Annotated in this window: 29 protein-coding genes; 14 read left to right on the forward strand and 15 right to left on the reverse strand. The window is 63.5% G+C overall.

From position 1 onward, the window contains the following. The first annotated feature begins 146 nt into the window (after nt 1-146). On the forward strand, nt 147-815 hold the full coding sequence (locus tag FBZ93_RS36285) for a Crp/Fnr family transcriptional regulator (protein ID WP_146992190.1): 669 nt from the start codon (nt 147-149) through the stop codon (nt 813-815). After that, nucleotides 812-1,720, forward strand: coding sequence for a DUF6537 domain-containing protein (locus FBZ93_RS36290; RefSeq protein ID WP_167529379.1), 909 nt, complete (start codon nt 812-814; stop codon nt 1,718-1,720). Before FBZ93_RS36285 ends, FBZ93_RS36290 begins: the two co-directional genes overlap by 4 nt. A gap of 261 nt (nt 1,721-1,981) precedes the next feature. Here the strand turns inward: FBZ93_RS36290 and FBZ93_RS36295 are convergent, their stop codons facing one another. The 3 genes from FBZ93_RS36295 to FBZ93_RS36305 form a co-directional block, all read right to left on the reverse strand. Then, complete coding sequence (locus FBZ93_RS36295; RefSeq protein WP_146992191.1) at nt 1,982-2,200, reverse strand: hypothetical protein; 219 nt, start codon at nt 2,198-2,200, stop codon at nt 1,982-1,984. 75 nt (nt 2,201-2,275) lie between these two features. Then, on the reverse strand, nt 2,276-2,491 hold the full coding sequence (locus tag FBZ93_RS36300) for a hypothetical protein (protein ID WP_146992192.1): 216 nt from the start codon (nt 2,489-2,491) through the stop codon (nt 2,276-2,278). Nucleotides 2,492-2,528: 37 nt separating this feature from the next. Then, entirely contained in the window at nt 2,529-2,720 is a 192-nt protein-coding gene (locus FBZ93_RS36305) for a hypothetical protein (RefSeq protein ID WP_146992193.1), read from the reverse strand. A gap of 570 nt (nt 2,721-3,290) precedes the next feature. On the opposite strand from FBZ93_RS36305, the gene FBZ93_RS36315 reads away from it, so the two are divergent. From FBZ93_RS36315 to FBZ93_RS36325, 3 genes are all read left to right on the forward strand, one after another. After that, entirely contained in the window at nt 3,291-3,653 is a 363-nt protein-coding gene (locus FBZ93_RS36315) for a PRC-barrel domain-containing protein (protein ID WP_143201534.1), read from the forward strand. A 239-nt stretch (nt 3,654-3,892) separates the two neighbouring features. Next, entirely contained in the window at nt 3,893-4,654 is a 762-nt protein-coding gene (locus FBZ93_RS36320) for a Crp/Fnr family transcriptional regulator (RefSeq protein ID WP_146992194.1), read from the forward strand. Nucleotides 4,655-4,822: 168 nt separating this feature from the next. Beyond that, complete coding sequence (locus FBZ93_RS36325) at nt 4,823-5,059, forward strand: DUF6894 family protein (protein WP_146992195.1); 237 nt, start codon at nt 4,823-4,825, stop codon at nt 5,057-5,059. A 305-nt stretch (nt 5,060-5,364) separates the two neighbouring features. On the opposite strand, the gene FBZ93_RS36330 is transcribed toward FBZ93_RS36325, so the two are convergent. From FBZ93_RS36330 to FBZ93_RS36360, 6 genes are all read right to left on the reverse strand, one after another. Continuing rightward, nucleotides 5,365-5,646: a hypothetical protein gene (locus FBZ93_RS36330; RefSeq protein WP_146992196.1), complete on the reverse strand. Its 282-nt coding sequence runs from the start codon at nt 5,644-5,646 to the stop codon at nt 5,365-5,367. After that, nucleotides 5,625-5,813 (reverse strand): hypothetical protein, encoded by a 189-nt coding sequence (locus tag FBZ93_RS36335; protein WP_146992197.1) that lies wholly within the window; start codon nt 5,811-5,813, stop codon nt 5,625-5,627. Before FBZ93_RS36335 ends, FBZ93_RS36330 begins: the two co-directional genes overlap by 22 nt. A 253-nt stretch (nt 5,814-6,066) precedes the next feature. Then, nucleotides 6,067-6,306: a DUF6894 family protein gene (locus FBZ93_RS36340; protein ID WP_146992198.1), complete on the reverse strand. Its 240-nt coding sequence runs from the start codon at nt 6,304-6,306 to the stop codon at nt 6,067-6,069. A gap of 32 nt (nt 6,307-6,338) precedes the next feature. Then, a complete protein-coding gene (locus tag FBZ93_RS36345; protein WP_146992199.1) occupies nt 6,339-6,539 on the reverse strand; it encodes a hypothetical protein in 201 nt (66 codons plus the stop codon). A 344-nt stretch (nt 6,540-6,883) separates the two neighbouring features. Continuing rightward, the gene (locus FBZ93_RS36355; RefSeq protein ID WP_146992201.1) at nt 6,884-7,567 is read right to left on the reverse strand and encodes a Crp/Fnr family transcriptional regulator; all 684 of its coding nucleotides are present in this window, start codon (nt 7,565-7,567) and stop codon (nt 6,884-6,886) included. A gap of 478 nt (nt 7,568-8,045) precedes the next feature. Then, complete coding sequence (locus FBZ93_RS36360) at nt 8,046-9,446, reverse strand: TAXI family TRAP transporter solute-binding subunit (protein WP_246667787.1); 1,401 nt, start codon at nt 9,444-9,446, stop codon at nt 8,046-8,048. A gap of 419 nt (nt 9,447-9,865) precedes the next feature. Here FBZ93_RS36360 and FBZ93_RS36365 point away from each other — a divergent pair, with 419 nt between their 5' ends. After that, nucleotides 9,866-10,219: a DUF3307 domain-containing protein gene (locus FBZ93_RS36365; protein ID WP_208764108.1), complete on the forward strand. Its 354-nt coding sequence runs from the start codon at nt 9,866-9,868 to the stop codon at nt 10,217-10,219. A 169-nt stretch (nt 10,220-10,388) separates the two neighbouring features. Continuing rightward, complete coding sequence (locus FBZ93_RS36370; protein ID WP_146992202.1) at nt 10,389-10,796, forward strand: hypothetical protein; 408 nt, start codon at nt 10,389-10,391, stop codon at nt 10,794-10,796. A 7-nt stretch (nt 10,797-10,803) separates the two neighbouring features. Here FBZ93_RS36370 and FBZ93_RS36375 read toward each other — a convergent pair whose 3' ends face one another. Both FBZ93_RS36375 and FBZ93_RS36380 read right to left on the reverse strand, forming a co-directional pair. Further along, the gene (locus FBZ93_RS36375; protein WP_146992203.1) at nt 10,804-11,139 is read right to left on the reverse strand and encodes a YkgJ family cysteine cluster protein; all 336 of its coding nucleotides are present in this window, start codon (nt 11,137-11,139) and stop codon (nt 10,804-10,806) included. Then, a complete protein-coding gene (locus FBZ93_RS36380; RefSeq protein ID WP_028336549.1) occupies nt 11,139-11,837 on the reverse strand; it encodes a helix-turn-helix transcriptional regulator in 699 nt (232 codons plus the stop codon). Before FBZ93_RS36380 ends, FBZ93_RS36375 begins: the two co-directional genes overlap by 1 nt. A gap of 170 nt (nt 11,838-12,007) precedes the next feature. Here FBZ93_RS36380 and FBZ93_RS36385 point away from each other — a divergent pair, with 170 nt between their 5' ends. Together FBZ93_RS36385 and FBZ93_RS36390 are read left to right on the forward strand one after the other, a co-directional pair. Beyond that, nucleotides 12,008-12,241, forward strand: a complete 234-nt coding sequence (locus FBZ93_RS36385) for a hypothetical protein (protein ID WP_146992204.1) — start codon at nt 12,008-12,010, stop codon at nt 12,239-12,241. 64 nt (nt 12,242-12,305) lie between these two features. After that, nucleotides 12,306-13,037, forward strand: coding sequence for a glutathione S-transferase family protein (locus FBZ93_RS36390; protein ID WP_146992205.1), 732 nt, complete (start codon nt 12,306-12,308; stop codon nt 13,035-13,037). Here the strand turns inward: FBZ93_RS36390 and FBZ93_RS36395 are convergent. Then, nucleotides 13,034-13,669, reverse strand: a complete 636-nt coding sequence (locus FBZ93_RS36395; protein WP_146992206.1) for a pyridoxamine 5'-phosphate oxidase family protein — start codon at nt 13,667-13,669, stop codon at nt 13,034-13,036. The genes FBZ93_RS36390 and FBZ93_RS36395 overlap by 4 nt on opposite strands. A 106-nt stretch (nt 13,670-13,775) precedes the next feature. On the opposite strand from FBZ93_RS36395, the gene FBZ93_RS36400 reads away from it, so the two are divergent. Beyond that, on the forward strand, nt 13,776-14,669 hold the full coding sequence (locus FBZ93_RS36400) for a LysR family transcriptional regulator (protein ID WP_146992207.1): 894 nt from the start codon (nt 13,776-13,778) through the stop codon (nt 14,667-14,669). 9 nt (nt 14,670-14,678) lie between these two features. Here the strand turns inward: FBZ93_RS36400 and FBZ93_RS36405 are convergent, their stop codons facing one another. The 3 genes from FBZ93_RS36405 to pobA form a co-directional block, all read right to left on the reverse strand. Next, nucleotides 14,679-15,146 carry a PaaI family thioesterase gene (locus FBZ93_RS36405; protein WP_146992208.1) on the reverse strand — a complete coding sequence of 156 codons (468 nt, stop codon included), beginning with the start codon at nt 15,144-15,146 and terminating at the stop codon, nt 14,679-14,681. 122 nt (nt 15,147-15,268) lie between these two features. Beyond that, entirely contained in the window at nt 15,269-15,847 is a 579-nt protein-coding gene (locus FBZ93_RS36410; protein WP_167529381.1) for a glutathione S-transferase family protein, read from the reverse strand. Nucleotides 15,848-16,063: 216 nt separating this feature from the next. After that, nucleotides 16,064-17,233, reverse strand: coding sequence for a 4-hydroxybenzoate 3-monooxygenase (gene pobA / locus FBZ93_RS36415; protein WP_146992210.1), 1,170 nt, complete (start codon nt 17,231-17,233; stop codon nt 16,064-16,066). Nucleotides 17,234-17,502: 269 nt separating this feature from the next. On the opposite strand from pobA, the gene FBZ93_RS36420 reads away from it, so the two are divergent. The 4 genes from FBZ93_RS36420 (at nt 17,503) to FBZ93_RS36435 (ending at nt 21,061) form a co-directional block, all read left to right on the forward strand. Next, nucleotides 17,503-18,537: a TRAP transporter substrate-binding protein gene (locus FBZ93_RS36420; RefSeq protein ID WP_146992211.1), complete on the forward strand. Its 1,035-nt coding sequence runs from the start codon at nt 17,503-17,505 to the stop codon at nt 18,535-18,537. A 225-nt stretch (nt 18,538-18,762) separates the two neighbouring features. Then, nucleotides 18,763-19,272, forward strand: a complete 510-nt coding sequence (locus FBZ93_RS36425) for a TRAP transporter small permease (protein ID WP_050425513.1) — start codon at nt 18,763-18,765, stop codon at nt 19,270-19,272. An 18-nt stretch (nt 19,273-19,290) separates the two neighbouring features. Then, on the forward strand, nt 19,291-20,595 hold the full coding sequence (locus FBZ93_RS36430) for a TRAP transporter large permease (protein WP_146992226.1): 1,305 nt from the start codon (nt 19,291-19,293) through the stop codon (nt 20,593-20,595). A gap of 4 nt (nt 20,596-20,599) precedes the next feature. After that, nucleotides 20,600-21,061 (forward strand): DUF3237 domain-containing protein, encoded by a 462-nt coding sequence (locus FBZ93_RS36435; protein WP_146992213.1) that lies wholly within the window; start codon nt 20,600-20,602, stop codon nt 21,059-21,061. The last annotated feature ends 219 nt before the right edge of the window (nt 21,062-21,280 follow it).

The raw sequence follows: 21,280 nt of genomic DNA on the forward strand, positions 1-21,280 counted from the left end.
CGCGAATGTGAGAAATCAGACAAATCATCGCTTTTTCCCCGTATATCAGGGATGCTGGCCGCCGACGCGAGGGCAGGCAACCTCGGCAGGAATGAAGCGACTAATAGGGCGATCTTGTACACTTCTTGAGAATTGGTTGGTTTCCGATGGATACCTCACATCTCGCGGAGCACGCCGGCGCCGCCGGCAGTTTCTTCGCATCGATCTTCGTGGTCGCGACGCTGTCGATGCGGACCATGATCCCGTTGCGCGTCTTCGCCATCCTGACCAACATCATCCTGATCGCGACCGCGGTCCCGACCCACAATTACGCGACGCTGATCCTGCATGCCGTCCTGCTGCCGGTGAACACCTATCGTCTGCACCAGATGCTGCAACTGGTCCGCAACGTGAAGAAATCGGTCAACAGCGATCTGTCGATGGATTGGCTGCGGCCGTTCACGACGGAGCGCAAATGCACCGCGGGCGAGGTCCTGTTCTACAAGGACGAGAAGGCCGACAGCATGTTCTACATCGTCAGCGGCCGCTTCCGCCTGGTCGAATCGGGCATCGAGCTCCCGGTCGGCGCCCTCGTCGGCGAGTTCGGCATGCTGTCGCCGTCGAACACGCGAACCCAGACGCTGGAATGCGTCGAAACCGGCATGGTGCTGTCGGTGACCTATGACCAGGTCGAGCAGCTCTACGTCCAGAACCCGGCGTTCGGCTTCTACCTGCTGCGTCTGTTCAGCGCCCGCCTGTTCGAGAACATCGCGACGCTCGAGCAGCGGCTCGCGCACCACGCCACCCCGCAGGTCGCGGAGCCAAAACCTGCATGAGCCCCACGACCAGTTCTGGAGGCGTCGCAGTGCCGGATGACGACAGTCTGCTGGCTTCGCTCCGTTACCTGTTTGCCGATATCATCGGCGATGAGGACGAGGGGCCGCCGGTGCTGCCCGAGGCCTGCCCGGACCATCTCGGGCCGGCGGTCACCGCGGCCATCCACCTGTTGATCGTCTATCAGAGCACGAGCTACGCCCAGCTCTATATCGACCGGCTCAAGCGCTTCGTCGGGCGCCGCGGCGTTGACGACACCCTGCTTGCCGAGATCGCGCGGCTGATGGCCGAGCGCATGGCCTATGAGGATGCGATCCGCATCGCGCAGCTCAAGCTCGGCGAAGTCAATGCGGCGGGCGGCCTTGCGGCGCGCTCCGCCGACGACGTCAAGAAGCTGCGCCTCGACGAGCTGATCGACGCCTTGCCCGAGATGGTGGCCGATCCGGTCCTCGGCGTGCTCGATCAGTTCGGCTGGCGCCGTCGCCGGGTCTCGATCCGCTTCAGCGCCAACACCCGCTTCAGCGTTCGCCGGCTCAGGATCGAGGCGGGCCTGAAGCGCTGGCGGCTGTTCTCGGGGCGCTATGCCAAGGAGCGCGTCTGGGTCGAGCGCTGGCTGCACATGATCGACCGCAGCCTGACCAAGCAGCCGGCCGCAGCCCCGGCCATCGTCGAGACCGCGACCATGATCCAGGGTTACGGCGATCCCTATCGCCAGGGCATCGCGGATTGGCACGTGATCATCGACGGGTTGGTCAAGCCGACCTTCGACGGCGCGCTCGCGCTTGCCGACCTTGCCGGCGCCATCACCGAGGCCCGCGCCGCCATCATGCCCGATCCGCGGCAGGCGTCGCTGAAGCGCAAGATCGCCGAGATTCGCGCGCGGGTGCCGGCGGCGGCGTCGCGTTGAACGGGGCAGGCGCTCTCCGCCGTCATTGCGAGGAGCGAAGCGACGACGCAATCCATATCTGAACTTGCGGCACGATGGATTGCTTCGCTTCGCTCGCAATGACGCGGGGATGGAATGCGTACCGTCATCCTGAGGTGCGAGCGGAGCGAGCCTCGAAGGATGAATCGGCCCCGCTGATGGCCGTCCATCCTTCGAGACGCGCTACGCGCTCCTCAGGATGACGGGACGGACATCGCGGAGCTAAGCCTTCCTCGAAACCACCTACCGCTTCACGTGTGGCGGCTCGTCGTAGCCGCGGCGGCTGGAATAGAACAAGAGGCCCATCAGGCCGACGCAGACCGTGGCCAGAACCGCAATTCCGATCGTGAACATGACGATGCCGTAGGTCGGCACCGGAGCGTCTACAGCGAGTCCTTCATAGGCGTAGACGCCGACGGCGACCAGGAAGACCAGCAGGCCGATGCTGATTGCAATGCGCATGGGGTTCTGCCTTTCCTGAAGGCCAGGAGCACGGCAGGCTGCGAGGCAGGTCGCAGGCAAGGCAGGTTGTGCCGATTATCCCGCCACCGCGGTGACCTTGGCCAGCGCCTGCTGTCCGGCTTGGGTGAGCTCGGAGAGCGTCGTCCTGCCGCTCTTGGCGCATTTGATGATGTATCTGGCAACGCGCCTGCGGGTGTCATGTTCCTCGCCGTGAAGCGCGTTGGCGCAGACGCGTTCGAGCGCAAAATTCATGGCGGCGAGCGTACGTGAGTCAAATCGTTCCTCGATCATCGCGGCTCTCCCATCGCAGCTTGCTCCGGCCTTGCGGCTATTTGCGGAGTGTCAGCGACTCGCTGACTTCCATCACGGTCTCGCTCTGTCTGGCCTTCTTCATCAGCGTTTCGCGCTCCCGCCCCGGCGGCAGCTTGCGTGCTGCGATGCGCGAATCCTCGGCGAATTTTTGCAGGCGTTCCTCGAATGATCCGGGAGGTCGTGACCTGTTGCGCTTCTTCTTGATCATGCCGCCTCCTCGCTGGAACCAGCAATACTAGGCATGTTCCCTGGAGGGCGTCGTTAACCCATGACATCGGCTTAAACGAAATCGCCGTCAGCACCGCAGGAACGATCTTCGGCGCCATGCGTAACGCTCACACGTTCGCTGCTTGCTCCCCGAAGGCAGTGGACCAATCCGGTGACGGGCCTCGGCGAATTGCATCGCCGGGGCCCGCATCGCTTCAGGCAATTGAGTCAAAGGATACCAACCAAGGGAAACGAACCAAGGGAGACGAGCAATGGCACATTCGAACCACGGCATCGTGAAGGACGACAAGGGCCAGGAGCAGCCGGCCGACAAGGCGCGCGCGCAGACCGCCCACAAGACGGATCGGCGAAAGCCGGCAAAGCCCGAAGCGACGCGCGATCCGAAGTTGAACGACGCGGACAAAACTCCGGGATCCGGCATGACGGCTGATGATCGCGGAGATCCCCCGACCGCGGCTGAACCGTGTTTTGCTGTGCAGCAACTGCGGCAACCTGACAGGAACGAAGACCCTGCTCCACCGTTGGCCCGGGGAGATCGATGGAGAATGATATGGCGATGGACGAGAGGGAGCTCGGGAACCTGATCGGCAGCGACAAGGTCGAAGGCACCGCGGTCTATGGATCGGACGAGCGCAAGATCGGCTCGATCGAGCGCGTGATGATCGACAAGAAGAGCGGCCGGGTGTCCTATGCCGTGCTCGGCTTCGGCGGCATCCTCGGACTCGGCAACGACCACTATCCGCTGCCCTGGCAATCGCTCAAATACGACACGCGGCTCGGTGGCTATGTCACTGGCGTGACCGAGAGCCAGCTGCGCGGCGCGCCGAAATACGGCAGTGAGCGGGACTGGAATTGGGCCGACATCGGCACCACGCGGGCGGTGAACGATTACTACGGTGTGCCGCTCGTCTGAGCGACGACGGCTCCTGCGAGGCTCGCTCTTTGCAGGCTCCCCCTTGCAAGGCTCTTGGGACGCCAACGGCGGCGATGCCCTGACAGCGACCGAACTATACGGCGCATGAGGACAATAACCGTCGCGTCTTCCGGCGTCAGTACACTAGTGCACATACGTCAATAGCTGTGCAATGTAACATACGTTATTGAAAACGGCCCGGCAGTTACCCGATTAAACATGCGGGGAGATCAATGTCGTTGGCGTCGCTAGTCCGGAAATTGGAGCAGTTTGTACGGCTTTCGCCGGTCGACCACGTCATTCTCAATCGCGCGGCGACGGAGCGTGTCCGCCATTTCGCACCGCGCGTCGATATCGTCCGTGAAGGCGAGAAGCCGAAGGATGTCCATCTAATCCTGTCCGGCTGGGCCTATCGCTACAAGCAGCTCGAGGACGGCCGGCGCCAGGTGGTGTCGTTCTTCCTGCCCGGCGACATCTGCGACGTGAATGTCTTTATCCTGCGCGAGATGGATCATTCGATCGGCACCATCACCGCGGTGTCGATCGCCGATCTCTCGCGCGAGTTCTTCGACAAGGTCGCAGCCGAACATCCGCGCATCGTCACTGCGTTCTGGTGGGAAACTCTGGTCAATGCCGCGATCCAGCGCGAATGGACCATGAGCCTCGGTCAGCGTACGGCGCTGGAGCGGATCGCCCATCTGCTGTGCGAGATCTGGCTTCGGCTGCGTCTCGCAGGCCTGACCCAGGGCGACAGCTGCGACTTCCCGCTGACCCAGGGCGATCTCGCCGACGCCACCGGGCTTTCCAAGGTCCACGTCAACCGGACCCTGCAGGAGCTGCGCGCCGAAGGACTGATCGTGCTCAAGGGCAAGACCCTGTCCGTCCCCAACCTCGACCGGCTGATGAGTGCGGGCCTGTTCAATCCGAACTACCTGCATATGGATCACGAGGGGCGGCAGCTCGACGCCGTCGGGACCCGGTCAGACGCTGCAGCGGGATGACCGGCGCGACCTTTGGGGGAGGCGCAACGCGCAGTGCTCCACGGGCGCTAGCAGGATCGGGCGCGTCGCAGTTCACATGAGCCAGTGGCGGTTGCCACCCAGCTAGGAACGGTTTCCCTGTGATTCCAGTTGTTGACCGTGGCCGCCGACCATGACGGAGGCGATCGTATGGTGCGCTATTTCTTCGATATCAGGGATGGCACCGGGCTCTATCCGGATGAAGAGGGCTTGGAATTTGCGGATCAAAGGTCCGCCGAGATGGAAGCCGCCCGCACCCTCGGCGAACTGGCGAGGGACCTTGCGGCGCTGGACGACCGGCACGACGTTGCAATCGAGGTGCGGACGGAAGGCGGCCCCGTATTCAAGGCTGCCTTCATTTTCGAAACCCGTCATCCAAGGCAATAAGGCTGCCTCTGTTCGAGTCGCAGATCGCTTGCTTCTGTTCGGGATGCCCGGTCTGTCCGGTCAACCAGCGACCCCCGGCGCCGGAGGTTTCACAACGCCAGGGATCACTACTCCCGATGGGCTTGGGGGCTGAAGTCGGGAGCTTCGAGTCGACTCCCGCTGTTCCCCTTGGTTCCAAACGGGGCCTCCTAATTTCTGTTCGCCGGTGGTCTCAACCGGAGTAGCTGACGGCTCTCGGCGCGCGCCAACAGCGTGTTGTCTATTGGGTGCAAGTTTTCGATCTGTATCAGCCGCGCCAACGCAGCTCATCGCGTGACGGGATGCTTCGCAACGGTGGCCTTGGCCCTGGCGATCGCCTCCTGGGTGCTTTGGAAGGTCTGCGTCCTGATCGTTGGACCGCCGGCAAGGGGTGTGATTTCGACCAGATAGCCGCCGCCGCGCTGCTCGACGATGGTTAGTCGATACCCCTGATATTCGATCTCGTCGACTGGCATTTCGGGCTCGCCCATCTTCAATCGGTCGGTGCGCTTTCTGCTGATCCGGATGCTTCCCGCAATCGGCGGCGTTAGGCCGGCGAAGTCAGCCACTCGGTCATCTCTGCGGCCATCTCGTCCTGACGAGCCCTGCGGAGCAGCGCATCGCGCTTGGGGCCGAGAGGAAGGGCGTTCGCCTCCTCGCGCAGATCGTTTGCCTGTTGGGCAAGGCGTTCTTCCAGCGACTGGATTTGGCGCACGCGACGACGACGCTTGGTCATGACGCTGCTCCCTTGTTGATGCAGGCGGGAGCACTCTTGGTCTCTCAGTCACCGACGCCCACGGGCCATGCCTTGGTCGGTGATGGGGGCAAACGGCTTGGCCGAGGGAAGGTTGCTATAAGTCGGAAATCCGACACACGAGCCGCTGCTGCCTCTGTCGCTATCGCCTCTATCGCCATTGCCTCTATCGCTCCTCCGGCCATCACGTCGCAAGCGATTGCGTCGCGGAAAGCTGGCTGGGAACCAGATATCCCTATTTACCAAGAGGCCTGGCTTCAAACGTGACGACAACTTCGAGAAAAGGCGGAGCGTCGTCGTCCCGGATCTGGATTGCGACACGGCCTTGCGCGTGTCGATAGCCAAAATCGCGAGCAACGACGCCGAGTGTCTCCAGCGCCTCTCGTTTCGCTGCTTCCCGGCTCGGGAATACCGCGCCGGTCTCATCGACCGAGGTCCCGCCGTCGTCGTGGAAGTCGAAATAGAATCGTGGCATAGCGATAAAATGTTTGGAACCAAAAGAGGTTCCTAATTTTTGCGCGCGCCCTCGAATGTCGCGAGAGGCAGACCCTCCTCATTCCGGACGGTGAGCGTCCGTCCGGTGAGTGCCGCAATCCGGCGCCCGGCGTCGAGCGCGGCTTCCTCGTCCGTGAGATCGAGAACGATGACCGACGTTGAGGAAAGCCCGGCGCCCGAAACCGTGAAGACGGAAGATTTTCTCTCGTTCATGACTATCTCGGCGGCTGCAGTCCAGGCGAGCTGAGCCACTCGTCGAGATGCGCTGCCGTATCAGCTTGCCGCGCCTTGCGGAGCAGATCCTCCTTCCTGGGGCAGGGCGGGAGCACAGCAGCATACTCGCGCGCTTGCCGCGCGTAACAGATGAGGCGATCTCGAAGTGTTTTGGTTTGCTCGAAACGACGTCGCTTCTGCATGGCGCAGCTCCCCTGAATCGGGCGGGAGCGCAACTGGCGTTCTCATCACTGATGGTTGCCGAGGGCGGTGCAGTGATGGGGTCAGTAGATTCCCGATATGTCGGGTTGTCGACTCAATTCTGCGGGGGAAGGGCAAAACAATCAGGAACCGGCTCGCTTCAGCAGCTCGTAGCACTCGCACGAATTGGCCAGCAGAAGGCGGCGATTCAATATCTGCAGCTTCCCGCGCGAATAGGTGATCGCGCCCCGCTTTTGAATATCTTTCGCAGTATCCGTGATGGTGGTGCGGCGCACTCCGAGCATCTGGGAGAGTAATTCCTGCTTAAGGTCGAACTGATCGCTCTCTGCCCGGTCCGCCGTGTGAAGCAGCCAGCGGCAGAACCGCTCCTCAACAAGGTGGAGTGAGTTGCAGGCCGCGGTAATCCGGGCTTGGTCGAGCAATATGTCAGCATTCTTGAGGCATATTTCCGCCATCGCGCTACTGCTTGCCAGGATCGCCCGGAAGTCCTCCATCGAAATCCTCAAGGCGCGCACGGGCAATTGAGCGACGATGCGGACCAGCGATACCTGCGAGCCAAGGCCTGCGCGGGCACCGATCAAGCCTTCTCGCCCGACGACCGAAGTCTCAGCCATCCGCCCGTCTCTCAGGACAACCAGGAGCGAGAGCATGCCCGATAACGGGAAGTAGATGTCCGTGACTTCCTCGCGCTCCTTTTGGACGACGTCGCCTTGGGTGAACCTCACGACGTCCGACTTCGCCGTCAGTGACTGCAGGTCCCGACGAGGCAGAAGCGCCAGGAGATCGTTACGAAGAGGATTGTCCACGATGCGCAACCTTTCGCCCGATCGGTCGGGCAGGTCCGCAGTGAGTAGGTAACGCTCCGAAGGCGTTCCGCGGAATGGATATGAAAGCCCAATCAGGCCATTACCGATCCGTTCCTATTATTTTGGGGCATACGCACTGACCATAGGTCGCGCAGAAACGCGCCTATCAAGGGGATTCGGGGCCGCGCCGAAGCCTTGGCGGAGGCGGGACCGGGCGATCCAGTACGCCGCGGCCCCTCGGCTCAACCACAGCCGCCTCGGGAATGCTGGATCACCCGCATGCGCGGGTGATGACACCGAACAAGCCGCGCAAACGTGCCGCATACCCGATGTCGTCCCTGCGAAAGCAGGGACCCATAGCCACCGATCGATATTGGTTTGCGCGGCTGTGGCTCCAGCGCGTCTCAACGACTCAATCCTGTGGTTATGGATCCCTGCTTTCGCAGGGACGACAGCGAATATGCGGGGCGACGATCACTCACCCGTTCGCGGTCTTCACCACCACGAGGTTGTCATCCGGTGTCGCCGGGTGGCGCTTGAGATGATCGCGGCGCAGGGCGATCTCGTCGCGGACCAGCTCGTAGCCGAGCTTGAAGGTGTCGAGGCCGTCGCCGGAAACCGTGCCGTCGCGCAGGCCGATCACCGCGCCGCGCAGGATCGCCTCGAGCTCGTCCTGCAGTTCGTCGAGGTCTTCGCTGCAGGTGGTGTGCTCGACGCGCTCGCCGATGTCGAGGATCCGGCCCGCCAGCTCGCTGGCCCGCGCCGGCGCGACGCGGGTGATCTTGGTGTAGATCGCAGCGAAGATCGAGCCGATGATGCTGAGCGCGGCGGCGCCGAGATACATCACGTCGCTGTAGCGATCCATGAACGACTTGGTGTCGTCGTTGATGTATTCGGCAGCACCCTGGTGGGCGACGATGAAGGCGTCCTTGTCGGTCGCGGCCGGCTCGATCCTGGAGGCGAAGCCGTTGTCGAGCGCGAGCTCCGACTTGTTCTCATAGACGATGCGCGCGAGCTCGGCGGCTGTCGTCGTGGGCATCCAGGATTGCGCCACCAGGAGCCATTCCAGCCCGATGGTGTCGACCTCGTCATCGGGGATCGCCGGCGAGGACGACAGCATGCCGGTCGAGACCGTCTCCTCCGAGATCGCCGGATATTTGCGCGCCAGCGCCTTGGCCTCGTCGATCGCGTTCAACGTGAAGCCGCCGGCGCGCTTGGCGTATTGCTCGTAGGTCTTGTCCTTGACGATCTTCGAGGCATGCTCGATCACGACCACGGCGGCAAAGCCCGACGCGAACAGTCTGTCGAACGGGGTATTCGGCGGCGCCTGCTGCACCCGCTGCGCCGCATCCGGGCTGTCGGAAATCTCGAGCGCGCTGCGGACGAAATTGACGCCGTTCTCGCCGTCGCCGACGACAGCGATCTTCTTCCGCTTGAGCTCGGGCAGCGACTTGATCTTCTTGCCGCCGGGGCTGAGCACCAGCACCACGTCATGCTCGAGGATCGCGATGGCTCGGGCGCGCGGCGGCACCTTGGCGTCGGTGCGCAGGATGGCAAGCGAGGCGTCGCGGCGATCGAACTGCGCCAGCGCCTTGGCGTTGTCCGCGTTCGGCGTGATCTTCAGCCGCAGCCGCGACGAATTGTTCTTCAGCACGGTCGCGAGGCGGGCGGCGAACTTCGCCTCCGGGCCGTTGGCATCGCCGACCGCGAACACCAGCGTTTCGGAATTGCGCAGCCAGACCCGGCCGCCGATCACCGTGATGGCGCTGAGCAGCAGTGTCAGCAGGGTGAAGATGATGATCTGCGCACGGTTGCTCTTGGCGACCGGAGCGCGCGGCCGCGGCGGCATCGGCGAAGGCGCGGGGGCTTCGGCACTCATGACTGATCACGAGGCTCATCACGCGTCCGGGACGGCCCGTTGCCGGAACGGCGCCGCGCTGCCCGCTGATTCCGTAAATGACTATAAAAGAAAGAAAATTTCCTGCGCGGCCGACGATATACCGCCCCGGCGGGAATGCAAACCGGTCACCGGCCGTAACCTTAATCTCGGCTCGCCTGCGCCGCGATGCCACATGACCATCGCCACTATCGACGGCCGAACCCAGATGTGATTTTCGAGGGACCGCAGGTGCATTCCGCCGCGGGAGATGTCATAAATGATACAAGCTTCGGTTTGCGGAATTGTGCTGACGGCCTGACCCGGATTTCTTGCAATCACATTCATCGCAGTAAAAGGGCGTCAGCTTGTTGTTTCCTGCCATGTCATCGTCGGTGTCGGTTGGTGCCCTGGTGGGATGGATGTTGCTTCTCACCGCAAAGCACATCATCGCCGACTTCATGCTGCAGAACGCCTGGATGGCGATCGGCAAGGACCAGAAGACCGGCTGGGCCATGCCGCTGCTCGCGCATTGCCTGGTCCATCTCGCGGTCGCGCTGGCGCTGATCCTGGTGGTGGCGCCGCGGTTCTGGTACGTCGCCTTCGTCGACTTCGTGATCCACATCATCGTCGATCGCTGCAAGGGATACTGCGCCTCGCATTTCGGCGTGACGCTGGAATCCGGCCATCCCTGGTTCTGGACCCTGATCGGGGTCGACCAGGCGCTGCACCACCTCACCGGCTTCGCGCTGTCGATCTACATGGCCGCGAACTGAGCGGCTGACGGACGCCGCTTCCTTCATTTCAAGCAATCGACCGTCCGGCCGCGGCGGGCGGATGTGATTCGCGTGCAACGGGCAAGCCTCTCCGGAGACGACCGGAGGCCGTGGTTAACCTTTCGTTAGAGGATTGCGCTGCATCTTCCCGATCGAGGGGGATTTGCAAATGTTTTCAAGCCGCGACGCCTTCGAGAACGATGCCTGCCCGGTTGCGGACGACCTGCTCGGCCAGATGTATCGCGCCAATCCGAACGGGCTTTCGTTGCTGGTCGCCAATGTCGCGCCCGATATCAGGGCGAGGCTGGCGCTGTTCTGCTATCGTCGCAGCCATCTGCACGCGCTCGCGGTGGCGATTGCGTCGAGCTGCAGCGAGTGGGAGCTGGTCAATTCCGGCGGCCGTGTCGGGTCGACGCTGTACGCGCTGTCGCGCGAGCCGGCTCGCGCGACGACAACTTCGCATGGCGGCCGCAAGCCGATCACGCTGTCGACCAAGCCGCTGTCGAGCTTCGCACCGATCGTTGATGACGAACTCGACGACGAGGACGTCAGCGAGACGGTGACTGTGACGGCTTAAATCGTGCTTAATCCGGCTGCGCGCTCGCGATGAGCGGCAGCCCGTGCCGGCGCCGCGCCATCGCGCATTCCGCATCGCCCGGCAGACAGGTTCGGCACACTTCCGGCCGCACCGCATAGACCTCGCAGCGCGTTGCTTCTCCGATCTTCCCCGACAGCGCCGAGCAGCGGTCGCCCTCGCAGCGCATCCCCGATTGCCGCGCGTTGACGAATTGCGCCGGGATCAGGTCGAGCTGCGCATCGTCCTCGATCGTGAAGCGCGGCCAGTTCGCCGAATAGCTGCAGCAGGCGCCGCAGGATTGGCAGGGGCTCGCGTCCGCCGCCTCGATCGCGTTGCCGGCCATCAGGTGTCCCTCGGTGCTTCCCACACCAGGCTGCGCCGCCAGCGCGCCCTCAGCAGGTCGCGCCGCTCCGGGTACTTCTCGTCGTGGTAAACCGCGGTGACCACGCGGTCGGTGCGGAAGCTGCGGAAATCCTTGCGCAGCTCGCACCAGGCGGCGAGCAGCCGCACCGCCTCGTGATAGCCGACCGCGATCGGCCAGATCGTTCGCTCGCTATCGCGGCCATGCTCGTCGCGATAGTTGAGCGTGATCTTCTTGCCTTCGTGTATCTGGCTGCGGGTCCTGACCATGTCGATGCGGTCAGGCTCCCGGTTCCAGGCCGAGCGGGCGCGGCTTGCCGGCTCCAGCACGAACGGACGTAAGCGGTCGGGCACGGTCTCGGCGATCTTGGCCATCAGGTCCTCGGCCGCGCGCGCCAATGCCGGATCGGCGTGACCGACCACCCATTGCGCGCCGAGCACGCAGGCCTCGATCTCGTCTGGCGTCAGCATCAAGGGCGGCAGGTCAAAACCCTTCTCCAGGATGTAGCCCATGCCGGCCTCGCCGCGGATCGGCACCCGCTGCTCGATCAGGCTCGCGATGTCGCGATAGATCGTCCGCTTCGATGTCTCGAGCTCGGCTGCGATTGCATCAGCGGTCAAAGGCTTACGGGTGCGGCGGAGCACCTGGATGATCTGAAACAGCCGGTCGGCGCGTCTCATGGCAGTTCTCTTTGGTCGCTCTCTTGCAGCTGTCTTGACGAGCGTCTTGACGGTTCTCGCGATGTCCCGACGCGTCGGCTTTTCGCGCCCCCTGTCACTGCTGCTGACAGCATGTTGGCAGCAGGTGGGGGCTATATCAGGACAACACCTCAAGTGAAGGGAATTTGTCCATGACGAATCTTGATGAACTCGGTTTCAGGCAGGCGCAGAGCTTCGCGCTGGAACAACTGGTCACGGTCTACTCCACCTCCGGCGACCTGCGCTGGGCCCTGGTCGCGCTGGTCGCACAGTCGATCGGCGCAGCCTGGTCCTACGGGCGGGCACGGCTGGTCAAGCGGGTTCGCGAGGCGGTTCGCCGCCTCGCACCCGCAGGCCCGCTCGGCAGGGAATGCCACTACTGCTGACACCATGCTGGCAGCAGGGGACAGCTAGCTTCAGTTTACGACCACAGGCGATCGGGAGCTTCATATGATTACGCTTTTTGGCTTTGGCACGGGCTTCGGTCTGCCGGAAATTAGCCCCTTCGTGACCAAGACCGAGGTCCAGCTCAAGATGGCCGGGCTTGCCTATGTGAAGGAGAAGGCGATGCCGCCGGCCTCTCCCAAGGGCCAGCTGCCGTTCATTTCCGATGACGGCGAGACGATCGCCGATTCGACCTTCATCCGCGCCCATATCGAGGGCAAATACGGCTTCGATTTCGATGCGCCGCTGAGCTTGCAGGCGCGCGCCCAGGCCTGGGCCTTCGAGCGCATGATCGAACATCACGTCTACTGGGCGCTGGTCGGCGCGCGCTGGGTCGACGATACCAATTTCGCCAAGGGACCCGCGCATTTCTTCGACGGCGCGCCCGATCATCTGCGCGACAAGATGCGCGAGGACGCCCAGTTCCGCGTCGCCGAGAACTATCTGTTGAGCGGGCTTGGCCGCCACGGGCCCGACGAGGACGTCGACGTCGCCATGCGCTCGCTGTTTGCGTTATCGGTGCAGCTCGGCGACAAGCCCTATCTGATGGGCAACGCGCCTTGCGGCACGGATGCCACCGCGTTCGGCGCGCTGGCGGGGATCCTGACGCCGTTCTTCGATTCGCCGCTGCGCGAGCGCACCGAGAAGTTCGACAATCTCACCGCCTATGTCGGCCGGATGATGCAGCAATATTATCCGGAATTCGCCTGGTCGCCGTTGCAACAGCAGGCCGCTTAAACCGGCGTAGCGGGAGCGGGCTCGCCCTTCAATGCGGCGAGCTCCGCCTCGAGCTCGGCGATGCGCTGGTCGCGTGAGGCGAGGGCTTGTGCCACATCGGCCGCGTCGAATTTCTGCGGGATGTGCTGCGGGCAGTTGGTGTCCCACGCGGTGACCTTGAACAGGATCACCTGCTCAGGCCGCGCGCGATAGCCTCGCGGCATCAGCGCGCGTGTCAGCGCCGGATCGTCCTCCACCACCCGCGCCTCGCCCCACAGCTTGACGCGGCGGCGGTGCGCATAATCCATCACGAAGATATACGCCTTCGCATTCTCCGAGAGATTTCCTTGCGTGATGAACTGCCGGTTGCCGCTGTAGTCGGTGAAGGCGAGCGTGTGCTTGTCGAGTACCTTGATGAAGCCCTTCGGTCCGCCGCGATGCTGGATGTAGGGCTGTCCGTCCGCCGAGGCAGTCGCGAAATAGAAGCTGTTTACCTCGCCGAGAAAGCCGGCGAGTTGCTCGTCGATCTCGCTGCGCCAGCCGCCATGCGTTTCGACCTCGGCGTAGGCGTCGCGCGAGCCCTTGCGGGCCTGGATCGCCTTGACCGCCGGAGTGAAGGCGACATCGCTGGGATAGGTGTGGGAATCGGACATCTGGGCCTCCCGTAACGGGCGTCCTGAGAGCACAAGATGGGCGTTTCCGGATCGCAAGCAATCTTGTGAATTGACACTTCACTGTTGCCGATTATGCAATAGTGCCGTGGACCGGATCGATGCCATGCAGGCCTTCGTCGCGGTGGCGGACCTCGAGGGGTTTGCCCCCGCCGCCCGCAAGCTCGGCCTGTCGCCCTCCGCCATCACCCGGCTGATCGCCGCACTGGAGGAACGACTGGGGGCGCGGCTGCTGCAGCGGACCACGCGGCAGGTGACGCTGACCGACGCCGGCTCGCGCTACCTGGAGCGCGCGCGGCGGATCCTCGCCGATGTCGAGGAGGCCGAGGATGCGGTGGAGAGCGAGCGCACCCGCCCCGAAGGCCGCCTCGTGATCTCGGCGCCGTTCGGCTTCGGGCGGCTGCATGTCAGCCCGGTCGTCTCCGCCTACCTGAAGCGCTATCCCGATGTCGGCGTCGACCTGCGGCTGTCGGACCGCCGCATCAACCTCGTCGAGGATGGCGTCGACCTCGCGGTCAGGCTCGGGCACCTGCCGGATTCGACGCTGGTGGCACGGCATGTCGGCCAGATGCGCCGCATCGTGGTGGCCTCGCATGGCTACCTCAAGCTCCGCGGTGAGCCGAAGCGGCCGGCAGACTTGACCTCCCATGACACCATCCAGTTCGGCGCCATGACGGCGACGCCGGACTGGCGCTTCATTGAAGACGGGCAGGAAATCCGCATCACGCCGACGCCGCGCTTCACCAGCAACAGCTCGGATTCCGCCATCCAGTTCGCCGAGCAGGACGGCGGACTGACCCGGGTGATGGCCTACCAGGCCGCCGAATCGCTGAAGGCGAAGCGGGTCCGAATCGTGCTCGCCGATTTCGAGCAGCCGCCGGTGCCGATCCACATCGTCTACCCGACATCCCGGCTGCTGTCGGCGAAGGTGCGGACCTTCATCGACCTCGTCACCGAGATCACCGACTGGCACTTCGGCTAGCGAAAGTGCTTAGCTTACCGGCGGCTTCTTCGGCACCACGCGGAACGTGCCGCTGGCGCGCGCGATCGTCACGCCGTCGGCCTTGATCAGGCTTTGCGCGAAGCAGATCGTGCTGCCGGTCTTGATCACATCGCTCTCGATCGCGAGCCACTGTCCGACATTGGCCGAGCCGACGAAATCGACCGTGAGCGAGATCGTCACATACGATGTGGTCCAGCCGGTGGCCTGGCCGCAGCTATAGCCCATCGCGTTGTCGGAAAGCGCTGCGATCAGCCCGCCATGAATCAGGCCGCGGCCGTTGGTGTGCGGCCTCGCCAGCCGCAGGCCGATGATGACGGACCGCTCGGTCTTCTTCTGGTAAAGCGGCTCCCACGGCTCGGTGAGCGGGCTCTTGCGGAACAGCGGCTCGAAGCCTTGCGGGATATCTTGGCAGTTGTCTTGGGGAATGTCCGGTGCGACTTGCGTTTCGGTGGTCATCTGAATCTCGCCTATGACGTTGGGTTGACGCCATTGAACGCGATGTCGATGACGGTTTCACCGCCTACAAAGTTTTAAACGGGATTTGCGCGGATGTTTGAAAGCGCCAGCGCGGCGGCCGGTCATGCCGGCAATTCGTAGCCGGCTTCGCTCTCGATCTCGATCGTCTTCTGCACCGCCGGCCGCGCCATCATCCTGTCGTAATGCGCCGTGAGGTGAGGGAACGTCTCCGGCGGCAGCTTGAGCGAACTGGCGAGCCGCCAGTACAGGCGGAACAGATGGATATCGGCGATCGAGTAGTTGCCGATAGCCCAGCCGTTGCCCAAGCGGCGGTCGGCGATCCCCCAGACCGCCTTCGCGTAGTCGGGTCCGCGCGCCCTTGCAGGGTGCAGCGTGGACGCGATGAACGACATCCATGACAGCGCCTGCGCCTCGGCCTCGAGATCGTCGCGCGGCAGCAGCTTGGCCTCGGGAAAGCGCCTGGCGAGATAGAACAGGATCGCCGCGACTTCGGTCAGCGGGCGGCCGTCGATCACGAGCGTCGGGACCTTGCCTTCCGGGTTGAGCGCTAGATAGCCGGGTGCCTGCATGTCGTTGCGCCTGAACGACATCGGACGGGCTTCGAAGCCGATACCGATCTCGTGCAAGGCGATGTGGACGGCCATCGAGCTCGCGCCCGGTGCGAAGTACAGCGTGAACATGCCGGCTGCTCCCGGGGGTCTCCGGTGTTGAGGCTGGACGTCGCAATCGCGCGATGCAAGCACGATCTTGGATTCGGTGGGGCCCATCACCGTCACCCTGAGAAGGCCGCGGAGCGGCCGTCTCGAAGGGTCGACGGCCCGGCTCGGTGGCCGTGCATCCTTCGAGACGCCGCTTCGCGGCTCCTCAGGATGACCGGGTCTGGAGTCGTCTCCTCGCTAGAACGGCAGCCCCACATAGTTCTCCGACAGCGAGGTCGATGCCGCCTTCGAGCTGACGAGGTAGTCGAGCTCGGCGATCTGGATGCGTGCGGCGAATTCGCCCTCGTCGGGGAATTTGTGCAGCATCGAGGTCATCCACCAGGAGAAGCGCACCGCCTTCCAGACCCGCGCCAGCGCCTTGGCCGAATAACCGTCGAGGCCGGCAGAGGATTTCTCGTCGTAATATTCGCGCAGCGCTTGCGACAGATAATGCACGTCGCTGGCGGCGAGGTTGAGGCCCTTTGCGCCGGTCGGCGGCACGATATGCGAGGCGTCGCCGGCCAGGAACATCCGGCCGAACCGCATCGGTTCGGCGACGAAGCTGCGCAGCGGCGCGATGCTCTTTTCGATCGAGGGGCCGGTGACGATCTCGTCGGCGGCCTTCTGGTCGAGGCGTCGCTTCAATTCATCCCAGAACCGCTCGTCCGACCATTGATCGACATGATCGTCGAGCGGGCACTGCACGTAGTAGCGGCTGCGATGAGTCGAGCGCATCGTGCAGAGCGCGAAGCCGCGCTCATGGTTGTTGTAGATCAGTTCCGGCGAGACCGGCGGCGTCTCCGACAGGATCCCGAGCCAGCCGAACGGATACACCCGCTCGTAGCTGGTGATGGCGGAGGCCGGCGCGCTGGCGCGGCTGACGCCATGGAAGCCGTCGCAGCCAGCGATGAAATCGCAGGCGATTTCGTGGCTGACGCCGTCCTTGATGTAGCTGACGCGCGGATGATCGGTGTCGAAATCATGCGGCTTGACGTCGGCGGCGGAATAGATCGAGGTCAGGCCGGCGGCCTTGCGGGCGTTCATCAGATCGAGCGTGACCTCGGTCTGGCCGTAAATGGTCACGGTCTTGCCGGTCGCCGCATGCATGTCGATGCGGTGCCGCGCGCCGCCGAACGCCAGCTCGACGCCGTGATGGACCAGGCCCTCCTGGTGCAGGCGGGCAGCCGCGCCGACGCTGTCGAGCAGCGACACCGTGCCTTCCTCGAGCAGGCCGGCGCGAATCCGCCCCAGCACGTATTCCGGGGTCTGCCGCTCGAGAATGACGTTATCTACGCCGAAAGTATGAAGTAGTTGCCCAAGCAACAGTCCGGCCGGACCTGCGCCTATGATTGCTACTTTTGTCCGCAATACCTGCTCCTCCCGATCGGATAGGTTCGAGCCGGGCGCCCGCGCCGGGGCGGCCGCCGTCAACTTGCCATGGCAACTATATCATATAACAGGTTTGGCAAGGCCGATTTGCCGCGGAATGCTTTCGCCGCAGCGCAAGATGCCGGAGGGCCGGGTGCGACGAGGCGTCCGCCCGGTGGATTTCGTCTTGAATATCCGTGCGAATTAGATAACATGTTAAGTAATGAGACCGGGCACCAAGCCCGCCGTCCTGGAGAGGAGGAGACGTGATGAGGAAGAGTTTGTTGGCGCTGCTGATGGCAGCCGCCATCGTGCCGGCCGCAGTCCCTGCCATTGGACCTGCCTTAGCGCAGGACAAGACCGTCAATCTCAAGGTGTCGCTCTGGGTGCCGCCGGCGCATCCGCTGGTGCCGGCGACGCAGGCCTGGGCCGCCGACATCGAGAAGGCGTCGGGCGGCACCATCAAGGTCACCGTGTTTCCCTCCGAGCAGCTCGGCAAGGCGTTCGACCATTACGACATGGCGCGCGACGGCATCGCCGACGTCACCTATGTCAATCCCGGCTATCAGCCCGGCCGCTTCCCGATCGCTGCCGCCGGCCAGCTCCCGTTCGTGTTCTCGGACGGCAAGAAGGGCACGCTGGCGCTGAACGAGTGGTACCACAAATACGCGCCGACCGAGATGAAGGACACCAAGCTCTGCTTCGCCTTCATCCACGATCCGGGCGCGCTGCACGGCAAGAAGAAGATCGTGCTGCCGAGCGACCTCTCCGGCGTCAAGGTGCGTCCCGCACAGAGCACGATCGGCGAGATGGTCAAGATGTTCGGCGGCACCAATGTGCAGGCCTCCGCGCCGGAATCGCGCGACGCGATCGAGCGCGGCGTGGCCGACGAGATCACCTTCCCCTGGGGCTCGATCTTCCTGTTCGGCATCGACAAGGTGGTGAAGTACCACATGGACGTGCCGCTCTATACGACGGTGTTCACCTACAACATGAACCTCGCCAAATACAATTCGATGTCGGATGCCCAGAAGAAGGTGATCGACGATCACTGCTCGCCGGAATGGGCCTCCAAGGTCACCGATCCCTGGACCGATTTCGAAGCCAATGGCCGCACCAAGATGAAGGCGCTGCAAGGCCATGAGGTCTATCAGCTGACACCAGATCAGCTCGCCGAATGGAAGAAAGCGGTCAAGCCGCTGCGCGACAGCTGGGCCGAGGCGGTGAAGAAGGCCGGCGGCGATGCGGAGAAGATCGAGGCCGATCTGCAGGCCACGCTGAAGAAGTACGAGGCGGGGATCTGATTTCGCTCCCCTTCACCTCTCTCCGCTTGCGGGGAGAGGTCGGATCGCATCGTCAGATGCGATCCGGGTAGGGGGTACAGGTCTCACCGCATTCACGAGTCGTGGAAGCAGCCATCACCCCAACCCTCTCCCCGCAAGAGCGGGCGAGGGAGCCAATCGAAGCAGCGCATGACGCAATCTGCCGAAGTCTCCCCAGACGGCGCGATCACCGGTCCACCCGAGCCGGTGCGCAAGAATTTCATGGACCGCTTCATCGATTCGATCGAATGGGTGGCGGCCTTTTTCGTCGGCGTCGTCGCGCTCAACACCTTCACCGCGGTGTTCATGCGCAAATTCTTCGCGGTGACGATCCCCGACTATTACAATTTCGGCCAGTTCCTGCTCGGCATCCTGATTTTCTGGGGCATCGCCGCGACCAGCTATCGCGGCACCCACATCACGGTAGACTTGGTCTGGGCCAACGCCACGCCGCGCTACCAGCGCTGGATCGACATCTTCGCGACGCTGGTGCTGCTGTTCGTGGTGAGCGTGCAGACCTACACCTTGGTCGACAAGGTGATCGACACCAGGAACAGTCACATCGTCACCATGGATCTCGGCGTCCCGGTCTGGCCGTTTTTCCTGGTGTCGTGGATCGGCGACGTCTCCGCAGTGCTGCTGATCGCGATCCGCACCTACCGCCTGATCTTCCATCCGGAAGATATCCATGATGCCAAGATCAAGACCGCGGAGTAGACGGCCATGAGTCTCGATTTGAGTCCCGAGGCCGTCGCCGTCATCGGCTTTGTCAGCCTGTTCGTGCTGATGCTGCTGCGCGTGCCGGTCGGCATGGCGATGGGCCTCGTCGGCATCACCGGCTTCGGCTATCTCACCGGCTTTGCCCCGGCACTGAAACTGGTCGGCCAGACCACGATGCGTACGGTGACGGACTATTCCTTTGGCGTGATCCCGATGTTCCTGTTGATGGGCGCCTTCGTGTCCGTCTCGGGCATCAGCCGCGAGCTGTTCCGCGCTGCCAACACCTTTGTCGGCCACTGGAAGGGCGGGCTCGGCATCGCGACCATCGCGGCCTGCGGCGGCTTCGCCGCGATCTCCGGCTCCTCGGTTGCGACCGCGGCGACCTTCTCTGCGGTGGCCTATCCCGAGATGCGCCGCTTCGGCTATCCGCAGTCCTTCGCCACCGGTGTGATCGCGGTCGGCGGCACGCTGGGGGCGATGCTGCCGCCGTCCACCGTGCTCGCGGTCTACGGCATCATCACCCAGCAGGACATCGGCAAGCTGTTCATCGCCGGCGTCGTGCCGGGCCTGCTCGCGATCCTGATGCACATGATCACGATCGGCATCATCGGCGTGACGCGGCCGGGCTTCCTGCCGGCGGGAAAGAAGGCGTCGTGGCATGAGCGCGTCTTGGCCCTGCGCGACGTCTGGTCGCCGCTGCTGCTGTTCCTGTTCGTGATCGGCGGCCTCTATGGCGGCTTCTTCGTCCCGACCGAGGCGGGCGCGGTCGGCGCGGTCGGCGCCTTCATCATCGGCATTGTCAGAGGCAAGCTCACCAAGGACGGCATCCTGCAATCGCTGCTGCAGGCGACGCGCACTGCGGCTGCCGTGTTCACCGTGCTGATCGGCGCGCTGTGCTTCGGCTATTTCCTCACCATCACCCAGACGCCGCAGAACGTCACCGAATTCCTCACCGGGCTCGGCATCGGCCCCTATGGCGTGCTGGCGCTGATCCTGCTGATGTATCTGGTGCTCGGCTGCCTGATGGATGCGATGGCGATGGTGATCCTCACCGTGCCGATCGTGTTTCCGGTGGTGACCTCGCTCGGCTTCGATCCGATCTGGTTCGGCATCATCATCGTGATGACGGTGGAGCTCGGCCTGATCCATCCGCCGGTCGGCATGAACGTGTTCGTGATCAAGAGCGTGATCAAGGACGTCAACATGTCGACGATCTTTGTCGGCGTGCTGCCGTTCGTGATCACGGACCTGATCCGGCTGGTGATCCTGATCCTGTTCCCGCTGCTGGCGACCTGGCTGCCGCAGCGCATGATAGGCTAGGCTTATGAGTCCCGAACTTCAGACCCGATACGCCTTCACCATCACCGCCCGCATCGCCGACGTAACGTCCGCCGGCGACATCGGCACCGGCGTCCGCCGCATCATTCCGATCATCGGCGGCGAGGTGAAAGGCGAGGGGATCAACGGCAAGGTGCTTCCCTTCGGCGCCGATTTCCAGATCATTCGGCCCAATGAGCTGATCGAGCTCGAGGCAAAATACGCCTTCGAGACCGACGACGGCGCCGTCGTCTATGTCGAGAACAAGGGCATCCGTTTCGGGCCGGTCGAACTCTTGCAGAAGCTCAAGCGCGGCGAGCCGGTCGACCCGAAGCTGATCTATTTCCGCACCGTGCCGAAATTCGAAACCGGTGCCGAAAAATACCGCTGGCTGATGCAGCACATCTTCATCGGCTCCGCCGCCCGCCACGCCGATCGCGTCGTGATCGACGTGCATCAGGTGTTGTAAGACTTTAGGCAGGTTTGTCGCGTCCGCACGAGACGAAAAGCAAAGCTCGGACGATTCACGTCGCGCGATTGCGATGCTGCGTCCCCACCCACATTGTCATCGCCCGGCTCGACCGGGCGATCCAGGGCGGATTCAACCGCTCGTCGCAACACTTTGTGTATCGCTCACTCGGAGCAGTTCGTCGAGGGTTTCTGCCGGTGTTTTCCAGCCGAGGGTTTT

The organism is Bradyrhizobium macuxiense, assembly GCF_007993935.1.
GTDB lineage: Bacteria > Pseudomonadota > Alphaproteobacteria > Rhizobiales > Xanthobacteraceae > Bradyrhizobium > Bradyrhizobium macuxiense_A.